8 protein-coding genes are annotated in these 16,164 nt (G+C 74.9%); 6 read left to right on the top strand and 2 right to left on the bottom strand.

The genetic code is table 11. The annotated features are described in order from the left end of the window. Positions 1-2 precede the first annotated feature (2 nt). The 4 genes from ACFVVX_RS32625 (at position 3) to ACFVVX_RS32610 (ending at position 8,840) form a co-directional block, all read left to right on the top strand. Positions 3-6,218, top strand: a complete 6,216-nt coding sequence (locus ACFVVX_RS32625; protein WP_387950952.1) for an amino acid adenylation domain-containing protein — start codon at positions 3-5, stop codon at positions 6,216-6,218. Next, complete coding sequence (locus ACFVVX_RS32620; RefSeq protein WP_387950951.1) at positions 6,215-7,510, top strand: MFS transporter; 1,296 nt, start codon at positions 6,215-6,217, stop codon at positions 7,508-7,510. Before ACFVVX_RS32625 ends, ACFVVX_RS32620 begins: the two co-directional genes overlap by 4 nt. Before the next feature lie 73 nt (positions 7,511-7,583). Further along, positions 7,584-8,396 (top strand): dimethylargininase, encoded by an 813-nt coding sequence (gene ddaH, locus ACFVVX_RS32615; RefSeq protein ID WP_387950949.1) that lies wholly within the window; start codon positions 7,584-7,586, stop codon positions 8,394-8,396. A 183-nt stretch (positions 8,397-8,579) separates the two neighbouring features. Then, complete coding sequence (locus tag ACFVVX_RS32610; RefSeq protein ID WP_387950947.1) at positions 8,580-8,840, top strand: hypothetical protein; 261 nt, start codon at positions 8,580-8,582, stop codon at positions 8,838-8,840. 31 nt (positions 8,841-8,871) lie between these two features. Here the strand turns inward: ACFVVX_RS32610 and ACFVVX_RS32605 are convergent, their stop codons facing one another. After that, the gene (locus tag ACFVVX_RS32605) at positions 8,872-11,979 is read right to left on the bottom strand and encodes a BTAD domain-containing putative transcriptional regulator (RefSeq protein WP_387950945.1); all 3,108 of its coding nucleotides are present in this window, start codon (positions 11,977-11,979) and stop codon (positions 8,872-8,874) included. A 460-nt stretch (positions 11,980-12,439) separates the two neighbouring features. Between ACFVVX_RS32605 and ACFVVX_RS32600 the strand changes: the two genes are divergently transcribed. Continuing rightward, entirely contained in the window at positions 12,440-13,462 is a 1,023-nt protein-coding gene (locus ACFVVX_RS32600; protein WP_387950944.1) for a hypothetical protein, read from the top strand. Positions 13,463-13,546: 84 nt separating this feature from the next. On the opposite strand, the gene ACFVVX_RS32595 is transcribed toward ACFVVX_RS32600, so the two are convergent. Then, the gene (locus tag ACFVVX_RS32595) at positions 13,547-14,956 is read right to left on the bottom strand and encodes a pyridoxal-phosphate dependent enzyme (protein WP_387950942.1); all 1,410 of its coding nucleotides are present in this window, start codon (positions 14,954-14,956) and stop codon (positions 13,547-13,549) included. Between the two features lie 367 nt (positions 14,957-15,323). On the opposite strand from ACFVVX_RS32595, the gene ACFVVX_RS32590 reads away from it, so the two are divergent. Continuing rightward, entirely contained in the window at positions 15,324-16,100 is a 777-nt protein-coding gene (locus ACFVVX_RS32590) for an SAM-dependent methyltransferase (protein WP_387950941.1), read from the top strand. Positions 16,101-16,164 lie beyond the last annotated feature (64 nt).

Genomic DNA, 16,164 nt, shown 5'->3' with positions numbered 1-16,164 from the left:
ACCTGGTCGGATTCTTCGTCAACACCCTGGTGCTGCGCACCGACACCTCCGGCGACCCGGGCTTCACCGAGCTGCTGGGCCGCGTCCGGGAGACCGACCTCGGTGCGTACGCCCACCAGGACGTGCCCTTCGAGCGCCTGGTCGAGGAGCTCAACCCGGCCCGCTCGCTCGCCCGCCACCCGCTGTTCCAGGTGATGATGGTGCTGCAGAGCAACGAGCAGGCGGAGCTGGAGCTGGCCGGCCTGCGGGCCGACGCCCTGGCGGCGGGCACCGGGGTCGCCAAGTTCGACCTCAATGTGACCCTGGAGGAGTCCTTCGGTCCGGGCGGCACGCCGGCCGGGATCGACTGCGCCCTCGACTTCGCCACCCAGCTGTTCGACCGGGAGACGGTCGAGTCGATCGCGGCCCGCTTCGGCCGCCTGCTCAGGGCGGTCGTCGCCCAACCGGAGCTGCCCATCGGCCGACTGGACCTGCTGGCCGACGGCGAACGCGCCGAACTCCTCGCCACCGGCACCGAACTGCCCCAGTCCGTCCCCCTCGTCCCGGCCGCCTTCGAAGCCCAGACCGCCCGCACCCCCGACGCCGTCGCCCTCGTCCACGGCGACCGGGAACTCACCTACGCCGAGCTCAACACCCGGGCCAACCGGCTGGCGCACGCCCTGGTGGCGGCGGGAGTCGGCCCGGAGTCGCTGGTGGCGCTGGCGCTGCCGCGCTCGGTGGAGTCGGTGGTCGGCGCGCTGGCCGTGCTGAAGGCCGGGGCGGCGTTCCTGCCGCTGGACGCCGAGTACCCGCTGGAGCGCACGGCCCACATGCTGGCCGACGCCCGACCGGCCGTGGCGCTGACCAACGACGGCTGGCCGCTGCCGGAGGCGCTGGACGGGGTACCGGTGCTGCGCACCGACGAGGAGCTGTGGGCCGGGCAGTCCGCCGAGGACCCGCCCGTCCGGGTGGGCGGCCACCACGCCGCGTACGTCATCTACACCTCGGGTTCGACCGGCCGCCCCAAGGGCGTGGTCGTCAGCCACGGGAGCATCGCCGCCCTGCTGGCCTCGCACCGCGCCGGACTCTTCGGTGAGGCGGAGCGCGCCCACGGCCGGCTGAAGGTCGCACTGACCGCCTCGCTCTGCTTCGACGCCTCCTGGGACAGCCTGCTGTGGCTGGTCGCCGGACACGAACTGCACCTGATCGGCGACGAAGTCCGCCGCGACGCCACCGCCCTGGTCCGGCACCTGCGCAGCAGGGCGATCGGTACCGTGAACACCACCCCCTCGTTCGCCGAACAGCTGGTCGAGGAGGGGCTGTTGGAGGAGCCCGCGCCGCGCTTGCTGCTGCTCGGCGGCGAGGCCGTCGGCCAGGGCCTGTGGACCAGGCTGCGCGAGACGCCCGGGCTCACCGCCCACAACCTCTACGGCCCCACCGAGTCCACCGTCGACGCCCTCACCCAGCAGCTGTCCGACACCGACCGCCCGACCCTGGGCAGCACCGTCGCCGGCACCCGCGCCTACATCCTCGACGAGCACCTCAACCCCGTCCCCACCGGCGTCCCCGGCGAGCTCTACCTCGCCGGAGCCGGCCTCGCCCGCGGCTACCTCAACCGCCCCGCCCTCACCGCCGAACGCTTCCCCGCCTGCCCCTTCGAACCCGGCACCCGGATGTACCGCACCGGCGACCTCGTCCGCCGCACCCGCGACGGCCAACTCGACTACCTCGGCCGCACCGACCACCAGGTCAAAATCCGCGGCTTCCGCATCGAACTCGGCGAGATCGAACAGGTACTGACCCGCCACGCCGCCGTCCGCCAGGCCGTGGTCGCGATCCACACCGGCGACACCGGCGACCGCCGGCTCGTGGCCTACTGCACGGTGGCCGAGGAGGCTCCCGAACTCGCCGTCGACCTGCGGCGGTTCGCCGCCGAGACGCTGCCCGGGTACATGGTGCCGGCCGCCGTGGTGCTGCTGGCGGCGCTGCCGCTGACCGGCAGCGGCAAGGTCGACCACCGGGCGCTGCCCGCACCGGACTTCGGCGCCTTCGCCGGCGGCCGGGCGGCCCGTACGCCGCAGGAGGGCATCCTCTGCGGGCTGTTCGGGGAGGTGCTGGGCCTCGACACCGTCGGCATCGACGACGACTTCTTCGCCCTCGGCGGCCACTCGCTGCTCGCGATCAAGCTGCTCAGCCGGGTACGGACCACCCTCGGTGCCGAGTTGGGCATCCGGGACGTCTTCGAGGCGCCCACCGTCGCCGGACTGGCCGGCCGGCTGGCCTCGGCCGACACCGACCGCCCGATCCCGGTGGGCGGCCGCGAGCGCCCGGAGCGCCCGCCGCTCTCCTTCGCCCAGCAGCGGCTCTGGCTGATCGACCGGATGGAGGGCCCCAGTGCCCTCTACAACGTCCCGCTGGCCCTGCGGCTCTTCGGCGAGCTGGACGACCAGGCCCTGACGGCCGCCCTCGGCGACGTGATCGCCCGCCACGAGAGCCTGCGCACCGTCATCGCCGAACTCGACGGCGAACCCCACCAGCGGATCCTGCCCGCGGCCGAGGCCCGGGCGACGGTCGAGACCGTGCACTGCTCGCCGGACGGCCTGGCGGCGGCCCTGGAGGCCTGCACCGAGCGCCCGTTCGACCTGGCCGCCGAACTGCCCGTCCGCGCGCACCTGCTGCCGGTCGCCGAGGAGGAGCACCTGCTCGTCCTGGTCCTGCACCACATCGCCGGTGACGGCTGGTCGATGGGCCCGCTGCTGCGGGACTTCGCCGAGGCGTACACGGTGCGCTGCGGCGGCGAGGAACCGGTCTGGGAGCCGCTGCCCGTCCAGTACGCCGACTACGCGCTCTGGCAGCGCGAGCTGCTCGGCACCGAGGACGATCCGGACAGCCTGCTCTCCCGCCAACTCGGCTACTGGCGGGCGGCCCTGGCCGAGCTCCCGGAGGAGCTGGCGCTGCCCGTGGACCGCCCCCGGCGGGCGGACGGCGGCCACAGCGGTGACCGGGTGGTCCTGCCGCTCGGCACCGAACTGCACCGCCGCCTGGTGGAGTTGTCCCGCGAGCACCGGGTCACGCTGTTCATGACCCTGCAGGCGGGGCTCGCCGCCCTGCTGACCCGGCTCGGCGCGGGCACCGACATCCCCGTCGGCTCGGTGGTCGCCGGGCGCTCCGACGAGGCACTCGACGACCTGGTCGGATTCTTCGTCAACACCCTGGTGCTGCGCACCGACACCTCCGGCGACCCGGGCTTCACCGAGCTGCTGGGCCGCGTCCGGGAGACCCAGCTGGACGCCCACGCCCACCAGGACGTGCCGTTCGAGCGCCTCGTCGAGGAGCTCAACCCGGCCCGCTCGCTCGCCCGCCACCCGCTGTTCCAGGTCATGCTGCTGCTGGAGGGCGGCGGTTCCCCGGAGCCGCTCGACCTGGCCGGTCTGCAGGCCGTGCCCGAGCCGGCCGGCGGGTACGCGGCCAAGTTCGACCTCAGCATCGGCATGGGCGAGTCCTTCGACGCCACCGGCGCGCCCGCCGGCCTGGAGTGCGCGATCGACTTCGCCACGGACCTCTTCGACCGGGAGACGGTCGAGTCGATCGCGGCCCGCTTCGGCCGCCTGCTCAGGGCGGTCGTCGCCCAGCCGGAGCTGCCGATCGGCCGACTGGACCTGCTGGCCGACGGCGAACGCGCCGAACTCCTCGCCACCGGCACCGAACTGCCGCAGTCCGTCCCCCTCGTCCCGGCCGCCTTCGAAGCCCAGACCGCCCGCACCCCCGACGCCGTCGCCCTCGTCCACGGCGACCGGCAACTCACCTACACCGAGCTCAACACCCGGGCCAACCGCATCGCGCACCGCCTGATCGGCGCGGGCGCCGGCCCGGAGTCCATAATCGCGCTGGCCCTGCCGAGGTCCGTGGAGACGGTGGCGGCCCTGCTGGGCGTCCTGAAGGCCGGCGCCGCCTACCTGCCGCTGGACGCCGAGTACCCGGCCGACCGCACCGCCGACATCCTGGCCGACGCGTCCCCCGCGTTCGTCCTCACCGACGACCGCTGGCCGCTGCCGGAGCTGCTGGCCGACCTGCCCGTCCTGCGGCTCGACGAGACCCACCGCAGCGAGGCCCACCGCGATGAGGCCCACGTCGGCGAGGACCGGGCGGACGACCCGGCCCCGCGCGCCCGCGCCCGGAACGCCGCCTACATCATCCACACCTCGGGTTCGACCGGCCGCCCCAAGGGCGTGGTCGTCGACCACGGGAGCATCGCCGCCCTGCTGGCCTCGCACCGCGCCGGGCTCTTCGGCGAGGCGGAGCGCGCCCACGGCCGGCTGAAGGTCGCACTGACCGCCTCGCTCTGCTTCGACGCCTCCTGGGACAGCCTGCTGTGGCTGGTCGCCGGACACGAGCTGCACCTGATCGGCGACGAAGTCCGCCGCGACGCCGCCGCCCTGGTCCGGCACACCCGGCAGTCCGGGATCGGCGTCCTGGAGGTCACCCCCTCCTACGCCGAACAGCTGGTCGAGGAGGGGCTGTTGGAGGATCCCGCGCCGCGGCTGCTGCTGCTCGGCGGCGAGGCCGTCGGCCAGGGCCTGTGGACCAGGCTGCGCGAAGCCCCCGGCACCACCGGCCACAACCTCTACGGCCCCACCGAGTCCACCGTCGACGCCCTCACCCAGGCCCTCGCCGACACCGACCGCCCGACCCTGGGCAGCACCGTCGCCGGCACCCGCGCCTACATCCTCGACGAGCACCTCAACCCCGTCCCCACCGGCGTCCCCGGCGAGCTCTACCTCGCCGGAGCCGGCCTCGCCCGCGGCTACCTCAACCGCCCCGCCCTCACCGCCGAACGCTTCCCCGCCTGCCCCTTCGAACCCGGCACCCGGATGTACCGCACCGGCGACCTCGTCCGCCGCACCCGCGACGGCCAACTCGACTACCTCGGCCGCACCGACCACCAGGTCAAAATCCGCGGCTTCCGCATCGAGCCCGGTGAGATCGAGCAGGTGCTGACCCGCCATCACCAGGTCACCGCCGCCACCGTCCTGGCCCACCAGGACCAGGCGGCCGGCACCCGACTGGTGGCCTACGTGGTCACCGACGGCCCGCTGGACCTCGTCGAACTGCGCGCCTTCGCCGGAGCCGCCCTGCCCGCGCACATGGTGCCGGCCGCCGTCGTCCCGCTGGCGGCGCTGCCGCTGACCGGCAGCGGCAAGGTCGACCACCGGGCGCTGCCCGCACCGGACTTCGGCGCCTTCGCCGGCGGCCGGGCGGCCCGCACCCCCCAGGAGGAGACCCTCTGCGGACTCTTCGCCGACGTCCTGGGCGTCGACACCGTCGGCATCGACGACGACTTCTTCGCCCTCGGCGGCCACTCACTGCTGGCGATGAAGCTGCTCGGCCGGATCCGGACCGCCCTCGGTGCCGAGTTGGGCATCCGGGACGTCTTCGAGGCACCCACCGTGGCCGGGCTCGCCGGTCGACTGCACGCCGGGGCGGCCCTGGACGCGCTGGAGGTCCTGCTGCCGCTGCGCACGGGCGGCGAGCGCGCACCGCTGTTCTGCGTGCACCCCGCGGCCGGCATCGGCTGGGTGTACTCGGGACTGCTGCGCCACCTCGACCCCGGCCACCCGGTGTACGCCCTGCAGGCCCGCGGCCTGCGCGGCGGGGCACCGGCCAGTGTGGCGGAGATCGCCGAGGACTACGTGCGGCAGATCCGGTCGGTGCAGCCGACCGGCCCCTACCACCTGCTCGGCTGGTCCTTCGGCGCGGTCGTCGCCCAGGCGATGGCCGTCGAACTCCAGGCCGAGGGCGAGTCGGTGGCCCTGCTCGCGCTGCTGGACGGGGCGCCGATCGAGCCCGACCCGGCCGACCACGCCCCCGCCGGCGACCCCGTGGACACCCTCGCCGAGCTGCTGGCCTCCCTGGGCCACGACCCGGCCGACGCCCGGGGCCCGGCCGAGCTGGCGGCACTCCTCGGCGAGGCGGCCGACGTCCTGCCCGAGGTCTTCGAACGCAACGGCAAGCTGATGGCCGAACACCGGCCGGACCGCTACCGGGGTGACGCCGTGTTCTTCGGCGCGACCCTCGACAAGCCCGCGGACTGGCCCTACGAGGAGGCCTGGCGGCCGTACCTCGACGGCCGGATCGAGCACCACCGCATCGCCTGTGACCACGGCGCGATGACTCAGCCGGAGCCCCTCGCACGGATCGCCTCCGTGCTGGCCCAGAAGCTTGGAGAGCAGTCGCGATGACCAGTGTCGACGTCCAGCCGCCCCCGCAGGTGGACCCGCCCCGAAACCGCTGGGGCCTGTGGTCACAGGGCGACTTCCGCAAACTCTGGATCGGCGAGACGACCAGCGGCCTCGGCACGGCGGTCGGCAACGTGGCGCTGGCCCTGGTGGCCGTCGTGACGTTGAACGCCGGCCCGTTCATGGTCGGCCTGCTGACCGCCTCCGCCTGGGTGCCCTGGCTGTTCATCGGCCTGCCGGCCGGCGCCTGGGTGGACCGCTGGCCCCGGCTGCGGGTGATGCTGGTCTGCGACCTGCTGCTGCTGGTGCTGTTCGGCAGCGTCCCGGTGGCCGGCTGGTTCGGGGCGCTCACCATGGCGCAGCTGGTGGTGGTGGCCCTGCTGACCGGCGCGGTGAAGGTCTTCTTCAGTACCGCCTACGGCGCCGTCCTGCCGTCCGTGGTCGCCAAGTCCGACCTGCTGGAGGCCAACGTCAAGCTGCGCTCCGGCGAGTCCGCGGCGGAGATCGCCGGCCCGGGTGTGGCGGGCCTGCTCTCCCAGGCCTTCGGGGCGGCCAGCGGGCTGCTCGCCGACTCCGTCACCTACCTGGTCTCGGCGATCTGCGTGGGGACGATCCGGGCCGAGGAGACGCCCCCGCCGCCGTCCGAGCGGCGCGGCATCCTGCGCGAGATCGGCGAGGGAGTCCGCTTCCTGGTGCACGACCCGTACCTGCGCACCCTGGCCTGCTTCGGCGCGGTCGGCAACCTCGGGCTGAACGGCATCCAGGCCGTCCAGACGGTGTTCCTGGTCCGCAGCGTGGGGGTCGAACCCGACGGGGTGGGGCTGGTGTTCGCGGTGGTGAGCATCGGCGGGCTGGCCGGGGCGGCGCTGGCCGGGCGGATCGCCCGCCGGCTGGGCACCGCGCGCGGGCTGCTGCTCTGCGAACTGGTGGTCGCCCCGTTCATCTTCCTGCTGCCGCTCGCCGGCGAGCAGCTGCCGCTGGCGGTCAGCGCGGTCGCCTGGTCGGTCGCGGTGTGCGGTGTGGTGGCGGGCAACGTCCTCGCCGGCAGCTTCTACCAGTCGTACTGCCCGCCGGCGATGATCGGCCGGATCCGGGCCAGCGCGTCGACCGTGAACTACAGCGCGATCCCGGTCGGCGCCCTGCTCGGCGGCTACCTGGGCGAGGTCCTGGGAGCCCGCACCACCATCTGGATCATGGCGGGCGTGCTGCTCTCGGCCGGGGCGGTGCTGCTGGCCAGTCCGCTGCGGGCGCTGCGCGACTTCCCCGAGCGGCCCGAGGCCGAACCGGCCGTCTGATCCCGCTACCTCTCCCCTCCCTTCCCCTTCCTCTCCTCCTCCCTCCCCCTCGACCTGAATCCGGAGCACGCCGATGACCCGCACCGCCCGCCCCCGCCGCTATCTGATGTGCCGTCCGACCCACTTCGAGGTCACCTACGCGATCAACCCCTGGATGGACCCGGCCAAGCCGGTCGACACCGGCCTCGCCATCGCCCAGTGGGAGCGGCTGCACGCCCTCTACGAGGACCTCGGCCACCGCGTCGACCTGATCGACCCGCTGCCGGGCCTGCCCGACATGGTGTACGCGGCGAACGGCGCCACCGTGGTGGACGGCAGGGTGCTCGGCGCCCGGTTCCGCAACGCGGAGCGGACCGCGGAGGGCCCCGCCTACCTGGAGTGGTTCCGGGCCCGCGGCTTCGAGACGCACGACCCGGAGCACGTCAACGAGGGCGAGGGCGACCTGCTGCTGACGGACCGCGGTGTGCTGGCCGGACGCGGCTTCCGCAGCGTCACCGCCGGCCACGCCGAGGCGCAGGAGTTCCTCGGCCGGCCGGTGATCGGCCTGGAGCTCGTCGACCCGCGGTTCTACCACCTCGACACCGCGCTCTCCGTGCTCGACGGCGACGAGATCATGTACTACCCGGAGGCCTTCTCCCCCGGCAGCCGTGAGGTACTGGAGCGGCTGTTCCCGGACGCCCTGCTGGTCAGCGAGGCGGACGCCGAGGTCTTCGGCCTCAACGCGGTCAGCGACGGCCTGCACGTGGTGCTGCCGGAGGCCGCCGTCGGGCTCGCGGCCCGGCTGCGCGAGCGCGGGTTCCGGCCGATCGGGATGGACCTCACCGAGCTCCTCAAGGGCGGCGGCAGCGTCAAGTGCTGCACCCTGGAGATCCGCGACGCGGCCTGACCCGCCGCCGGGTCGACGCCCCCCCGGACGGCCACCCGGACGGCCCCCCGGGTGGATCAACAGCACCGCTCGACGGTCGGTGCTCGCACGTCGATCCCCCGTTGACCGGGCCTTGCCAGACTGGTGTCACCACAGCACGGAAAGCCCTTCCCACCAGGGAAGACAGCCAAGGGAGCAGCAGTCATGACGCAGCGTTCGACGGTCCGCACCGCCCGCCTCCGCCTGATCACCGTCGGCCTCGGCCTGGCGGTCGCGCTGGGCACGGCGGGCACGGCGGCCGCGGCCGACGATGCGAACGGCACCACCGGCCCGGTCGTCGTCGGCACCGTCGTCGTCGGCACCGTCGGCGGCGACACCGGTGGCGGCAAGACCGGCGGCGCCACCGGCGGCGGGACCGGTGCCGACCACGGCGGCGAACTGGAGTGGAACAGCACCGGCTCCTGATCCGTCGGGTGCCCCGCCGCCGGCCCCGCCGTCAGGGGTCGGTGAGGGCGAACGCCGGAGCCTCCAGCAGCCCGGCCACCTCGCCGGCCTCCGGGAGGCCGAGCCGCAGGAAGATCTCGTGGGCCCGCTGGAGCCGGGCCCGCGCCTCGCCGCCACGACCGAGGTCCGCCAGTGAGCGGCCCAGGATCACCAGTGCCTGTGCCTGGTCGCGTTCGGCACCGAGGTCCTCGCAGAGCACCAGCGCCCGTCCGGCGTGGTCCAGGGCCTCGTCCGTCCGGCCGAGCGAGCGCAGACTGTCCGCCAGGCGGTAGCGGACCTGCGCGGCGCGGTCGCGCAGACCGGCCGACGACGACACCGACAGGCACTCGCCGAACCAGGTGACCGCCTCCTCATGCCGGCCCAGCGCGTGCAGGGCCAGCCCCAGGACGTAGAGCGTGTACGCCCGCCCCGGATCGTCCTGCCGGGTGCGCAGTTCGGCCAGCACCTCGTGGCAGATCTCCACCGCCTCGGCGGCCCGCCCGCTGCGGACCCGGGCCAGCGCCGCGTTGACGGTGGTCACCAGCGCACCGGAGCGGTGCCCGAGGGCGCGCGCCAGCAGCAGCGCCTCGTCGTAGTGGTCCACGGCCTCGTCGTAGCGGCTGAGGAACTGGCAGATCAGCCCGAGGTCGTTGAGCGCCTGCTGCAGGATCACGGTGTCGCCCGCCGCCCTGGCCGCCTCGGCGGCCAGCAGTGCGGCCGCCTCCGCCTCCTCCAGCCGGGTGGCGGCCAGGGCGATGTTGCCCCGCAGGAAGTGGGCCCGGCCCTCGGCTCTGCGGTCCCGGTGGCGGGCCGCCGCGCCGGCCAGGGCCTGTGCGGTGAACCCGAGCTGACGGCTCGGCGGGGTCAGCACGAAGGGCGTGAGCGCGATCAGCAGGTCGATCGCGGCCCGCAGGGCCGGCCGGGCCGGGCCGCCCTGCGGCGGCTCACCGGCAAGGTCCGGAGCCCCTCCCGGCAGCCCGTCCTCCGCCGCGGCCCAGTCGGCGACCTGGGCGGCGAGCGCGACCGCCCCGGCGCCCTCGGCCTCGGCCCAGGCCTGCGCGGCGTCACGCCCGCCCAGCCGGACGCCCGGGGAGCGGGCCGGGCCGAGCGCGCCGGCCGCCGGGTCGCCCGGTACCGCGTGCTGGAAGGCCGAGCAGGCGGTGGCCAGCAGGTGGTCGAGCATCCGGTCGCGGGCCGCCACGGCCTCCCCGCAGGGAGCACCGGGCACGGTGGCAACAACCGGCTCGGCGCCGTCCTGCCCCGGACGGCGGCGGGCGAAGGCGCGGAGCAGGTCGTGGTAGCGGTAGCGCCCGGGGAAGGGCGACTCCACCATCGCGACGTCCACCAGGGACTCCAGGAGGTCCTCGGCGTCGTACTCGTCCAGGTCGAGCAGGGCCGCGGCGGCGGCCAGGCCGAGGTCCGGGCCGTCCACCGAGGCCGCCAGCCGGAAGGCCCGGGCCTGGTCGGGCGTCAGCTGCCGGTAGCTCAGCTCGAAGGCCGCCTCGACGGCGAGGTCGCCGATCCGCAGCTCGTCGATCCGGCGGCGCTCCACCGCGAGCCGGCGGCTGAGCGTCTGCACCGTCCAGCTCGGCCGGGCGGCCAGCCGGGCCGCCACGATCCGGACGGCCAGCGGCAGGTAGCCGCAGGCGACCACCAGGTCGAGCGCGGCGTCGCGCTCGGCGGCGAGGCGCTCCGCCCCGATGGTGCGGCCGAGCAGGTCGAGCGCCTCGGCGGGCTGGAAGACCCCGAGGTCCGCCTGGACGGTGGCGGGCAGGCCGGCCAGCCGGGTGCGGCTGGTGGTGAGCACCGCGCAGCCGACGGCGCCCGGGAGCAGCGGGCGGATCTGCGCGGTGTCCTTGGCGTTGTCGAGGACCAGCAGCAGGCGGCGGCCGTCCACCACCGAGCGGAACAGGGCCGAACGGGCGTCCAGGCCGTCCGGCACGGTGTCGGCCGCGACGCCGAGCGCCACCAGGAAGCCGCTGAGGACGGCCTCCGGGTCGGCCGGGGTCGGGTCGCCGCCGCGCAGGTCGGCGTAGAGCTGGCCGTCCGGGTACGCGTCGCGGACGCGGTGGGCGGCGTGCAGCGCCAGCGCGGTCTTGCCGACACCGCCCATCCCGACCACGGTGGCGATCACCAGGGCCTGCTGGGTCGGCGCGCCGAGGGCGTCGTCGAGCAGGCCGAGCAGCGCGGTGCGCCCGGTGAAGTCGCCGGCGTCCGGCGGGAGCTGGGCCGGTCGGGGCGGGGCGGCCGAGGTCCGGTCCGCCCGGGCGGGCGGCTGCGGGCCGTCGCCGTGGTCGGCCGAAGTGCCGTCCCCGGCCTGGGCGCCCCGCTCCTCGCCCGGTACCTGGTCCGCCCCGGCCGGCCTCGTCAGGGCGGCGGGGGCGGCCTGGGCGACGAGTGTCGGATCACCCTCCAGGATGCGGCGGTGCAGGGCCTCCAGCTCCGCCCCCGGGCCCACCCCGAGCTCGGCCAGGAACAGCTGGCGCGCGCCCCGGAACACCGCCAGCGCGTCGGCCTGCCGGCCCGCCTGGTAGAGCGCCCGCATCAGCAGCCCGTACGCCTGCTCGTGCAGCGGGTGCTCGGTGGTCAGCGCGGTCAACTCGGGGATGCAGCGCGAGAACCGACCGAGCGTCAGATCCAAGGCGATACGTTCCTCCAACAGCGCCAGCCGGAGCTCGCCGAGCCGCTGGCGCTGGCGCTCCGCGAAGGGCCCCGGGATGCCCGCCAGCGGCTCGCCCTGCCACAGGTCCAGCGCCTGGTTCAGCAGGTCGCGCGCCTGGTGCGGCTGCCCGGCGGCGGCCGTCTGCTCGGCCTGCGCGGCCAGCTCCTCGGCCTGCGCCGCGTCCACCGCGTGCTTGGGCAGCACCAGGCGGTAGCCGTCCCCGACCGAGACCAGCACGCTGGCACCGGTCCGGTCGTCACCCTCCAGGATCTTGCGCCATCGCCAGGCGTACGTCCGTACCGTGGTCATCGCCGCGCCCGGCGGCTCCTCCCCCCAGAGGGCGTCGATCAGATCGGTGGCGCTCGCGGCCCGGCCGGGCCGCAGCAGGAGTACCGCCAACATGGCCTGCTGCTGCGGGCTCCCGACCTTGAGTACGGTTGTGCCGCGATGCGCCCGCATCAGACCGAGTAAAGAAAACCGGAAGTCGCCCATCACTGCCCCACCCGCCTACCGGTGTGCCCGCCCCGCTCGTGCACCTGTCACATTTTTCTTACCTATTAATCACGTCTTGATGGCCACTGTCGAGACTGCGTTGAGCCTGCGGTGATCACACGTTGATGGGCAGCGGCCAGAATCGAGGGACCGGAGGCCCACCCGGTGACCGTCCGGGCCGGCTCCCGCCCTGTCCCGTACGCCGGGGAGGGGCTCACCCCTGCCCCTCAACTCCCCTGCTGCCCAACGCCTGTACCGTCAGCAGGCCTGTCATCCCCCGGCCGCGGCCGCCCGGGGGGCCGGAACCTCCTCGCCTCCGGCCCGCCCGGTCCGCCCTGTTCGCCAAGTTCGCCCGCTGTTCGCCCTGTCCGGCCCGTCGGCCGCGAGAACTGCCGGGTGACGATCACACCTCCGAAGGTGGACGTCCGTGAACACCGATCTGCTCTACCACCTCCTCGACGTGGACCCGGCCGCCGGTCCGGCCGAACTGCTCCGCCGCGCCCGCACCAGCCGCTCGCTGCCGTACCTGGTGCTCTCCTCGCTCGCCCGCGAGGACATCCGGATGGGCGAGCACGCCCGCGCCGAACTGTGCCGCGCCCGCGACCGCGCCGACCGCTACGCCCAACTCGCCCTCGACCTGAGCCGGTCCACCGGGGTCCGGCCGATCCGCGGGCTGCCGCTGGCCGGCTACTACCCGCCCGGCCTTCTCCGGCCGCAGGGCGCGCTGGAGCTGGTCGCGCCCAGCGAGGCCGCGCTCTGGCAGGCGGTGATCCGGCTGGTCACCGCCTACCCGGTGGAGGACATCGACGTCACCGTGATCGGCGAGCGGCCCCGGCACACCGCCGTCACGGTCGTCTGGCCGGCCGAGGACCCGCTGGTCGACCCCTGGTTCCGCGTCCGGCTCGACACCGCCGCCCTGCCCGGCGACCTCGCCGCCGTCCCGGTCCGGCCGTTCCTGGCCGCCGACGACCGCGTCGAGTGCCTGATCGCCCTCGCCGAGAAGGGCCTCAGCCGGGCCTTCCGCCCGCGCGACGTGGTGGACGTCGCCGCGCTCGCCCGCCAGCCCTTCGAGCCGGTCGAGACCGCCGCCGTGGTCGCCGCCTACCACCTCGCCCCGGAGACCGCCGCGCTGCTCGACCTCGCCGCCGCCCATGTGCCGCTCGGCTCGCTGGCGGGCGTCCGCACCACCCTGGAGGCCGAGGTGGGTCCCGAGCTGCACCGCCGCACGCACGCCGCCGCCCGCCCGCTCGTCCCCCGGCACGGCACCATGCTGCGCCGCACCGTGATCCGGCACGACTGGGACGAGGCCCGGCTGGTCCCCTTCGACGACGCCGCCCTGCTGCTGACGCCGATCGCCGACTACCTGCTCGCCCCCGCCGCCGACCGGCCCACCTCCGGCCAGCACAGCACCGCGCTGGCCGCCCTGCACACCTGGGACGCCCTCTGTTGACCCGGCCCGCTCCCTTCCTACGGCTTCACGACGCTTCACAAGGCCTACGGCTTCGTAGCGCCTCACCCGGCTCCGTACGGCTCGCTACGGCGCGCCGAGCTCCGTCCGGTGCACCAGGGCGGCGGCCCGTCCGTCGAGCAGGACCAGCGCGGCCTCGCCGTCCGCACCGAGCGCCTCCCGGGCCGCGGAGAGCGGGTGGCCGATACCGACCGTCGGCAGGGCCGGGCCGAGCAGGGCGGTGACCGGGCCGTCCGGTGCGGCGCGGCCCCCGGTGAGCGCCGCCGCGACGGCCGGCGCGGCGAGCGAGCCGAGCACCTCGGTGGCGCTCACCCCGAACGGGCGCTCCCGTCGCGGCAGCACGACCGGGGCGACCCCGCCGGGCACCTCCCGCAGCAGGGCCAGCGCGTCGCCGAGCGAGGCGTCGGCGGGCACCGCCGGCAGCCGCCCGAGCCGCCCCGGCGCCGCCTCCAGCACGGTCCGGACGGTCGGCTCGGTGTCGTCCGCGGAGCGCGGTTCCTCCAGGAAGCCCCACTGCCGCATCCAGTCGTCGCTGAACACCTTGGAGAGGTAGGAGCGGCCGGAGTCGGGGAGCAGCACCACGACGAGGTCCTCCGGGCCGAGCCGGCGGGCCACCCGCAGGGCCGCCGCCACCGCCGTGCCCGAGGAGGGGCCGCCCAGCAGCCCCTCCTCCCGGGCCAGCCGGCGGGCCGTCAGCAGGGACTCCCGGTCCGGGATCCGCTCGAAGCCGTCCACCACGTCGGGGCGGTAGGACTCCGGCCAGAGGTCCTCCGCCGTCCCCGGGTGGAGGAAGTGGCCGATGCTCTCGACGAAGTAGGGGCTGCCGTCGCCGCCGCCGTAGCTCGACGCCTCCGGGTCCGCGCCGATCACGGTGACAGCGCCGGCCGAGACCTGCTTGAGGAAGGCCCCGGTGCCGGTGATCGTGCCGCCGGTGCCGACCCCCGCCACGAAGTGGGTGATCCGGCCCCCGGTCTGCTCCCAGAGCTCCGGGCCGGTCGTCCGGACGTGCGCGTCGGGGTTGGCGGGGTTGTCGTACTGGTTGGCCAGCCAGCCGCCGGGGATCTCGTCGGCGAGCCGCCGCACCACGTTGAAGAGGTGCTCCGGGTGCTCCCGGGGGAGCGCGGTCGGGGCCGTCACGACCTCGGCGCCGTAGGCCCGCAGGATGTCCGACTTCTCCGCCGCGGACCGGTCGGAGACCCCGGCGATCACCCGGTAGCCGCGTTGGCGGCCGACGATCGTCAGGCCGATCCCGGTGTTGCCGGAGGTCGCCTCGATGATCGTCCCGCCGGGGCGCAGCAGTCCGTCCCGCTCGGCCGCGAGCACCATCGACAGCGCGGCGCGGTCCTTCACGCTCCCGCCGATGTTCAGGAATTCGGCCTTGGCGTACACGGGGGCGCCCAGCCCCGCGCCCAGCCGGGAGAGCCGGAACAGCGGCGTGCCGCCGATCGCGTCGACCACCGATTCGTGGACCGCCACAGCGGCCTCCTTCCGGACGGAGCAGCGCAGTTGGTGCGGAGGCCGCTCCTGCGCGGGACCGCCGGACTGCTCCGTGCCCGTCCGAACCGCCCCGCGCGGCGCCCGCCGCGACGAAAGTCTCCACCCGGATGATCACCCGGCGCAAGGTCGCGCAACTGCGCCCCTCCCCCGGCGGACTGATGGGAGATCAGTACCGGGGGTGCCGCCCGCGGGCGCCCGCGGCCCGACGGTTACCATGCGCACCATGGCCTTGCCGGCACGGCGGCCACGGGTGTGACGGGCAAGGGGAGGGGCGACGATGTCGAACACGGGCCGGGGGCCGGGCAGTCCGCAGGAGAAGGAGGGCCGGTCGGCGGTGGATCTTCGGATGGACGTCCCCCACTCGGCGCGGGTCTACGACTACCTGATCGGCGGCAAGACCAACTTCGAGGCGGACCGGGTCGCGGCGCACGCGTCCGTACGGGCCTGGCCGGCGCTGCCGATCTCGATGCGCACCACCCGCACCTTCATGCAACGGGTGGTCCGCCACCTCGCCGAGGAGCACGGGGTCCGCCAGTTCCTGGACATCGGGACCGGCATCCCCACCTCCCCCAACGTGCACGAGATCGCGCAGGCCATCGCGCCGCGGACGCGGGTCGCCTACGTCGACAACGACCCGATCGTGCTGACCCACGCGCGGGCCCTGATGTCGAGCACTCCGGAGGGGAGAACCTGTTACGTCGACGCCGACCTGCGCGACGTCGACTCGATCATCAAGGCGCCGCAGCTGCGCGAGGTGCTGGACCTGTCCCAACCGGTGGCGCTGTCGCTGATCGCGATCGTGCACTTCGTCCTCGACGAGGACGATCCGCAGGGCATCGTGCGGCGGTTCATGGACGAGCTGGCCCCGGGCAGCTTCCTGGCGCTGACCGTCTTCACGGGCGACACCGACCCGGTGGGCGTCGGCGGCGTCGGCCGCGAGTACAACGCGCGGGGCATCCCCCTGCAGATCCGGGACAAGGCGCAGACGCTCGCCTTCTTCGACGGCTACGAGCTGCTCGACCCGGGCGTGACGCTGGTCCACCAGTGGCGGCCCGACGCGGACGCCGCTCCGGTGCGCGACCAGGACATCGCGATGTACGGCGGGGTGGCCGTCAAGCGCTGAGCCGCCGGGCGGCCGAGCCGCACCCGCCGCGCCCGGTCGACGGGTGCGGCGGGTGCGGCGGGCA

Source organism: Kitasatospora sp. NPDC058170 (assembly GCF_042883905.1).
GTDB lineage: Bacteria > Actinomycetota > Actinomycetes > Streptomycetales > Streptomycetaceae > Kitasatospora.
The sequence above is the reverse complement of the archived record's forward strand: the minus strand, read 5'-3'. Positions and strand labels throughout refer to the sequence as shown.

Excerpts from the sequence above, each read along its gene's own strand:
- ACFVVX_RS32620 (WP_387950951.1), top strand. The coding sequence starts at position 6,215 with ATGACCAGTGTCGACGTCCAGCCGCCCCCGCAGGTGGACCCGCCCCGA.
- ddaH (WP_387950949.1), top strand. The coding sequence starts at position 7,584 with ATGACCCGCACCGCCCGCCCCCGCCGCTATCTGATGTGCCGTCCGACC.
- ACFVVX_RS32610 (WP_387950947.1), top strand. The coding sequence starts at position 8,580 with ATGACGCAGCGTTCGACGGTCCGCACCGCCCGCCTCCGCCTGATCACC.
- ACFVVX_RS32605 (WP_387950945.1), bottom strand. The coding sequence starts at position 11,979 with ATGCGGGCGCATCGCGGCACAACCGTACTCAAGGTCGGGAGCCCGCAG.
- ACFVVX_RS32590 (WP_387950941.1), top strand. The coding sequence starts at position 15,324 with ATGGACGTCCCCCACTCGGCGCGGGTCTACGACTACCTGATCGGCGGC.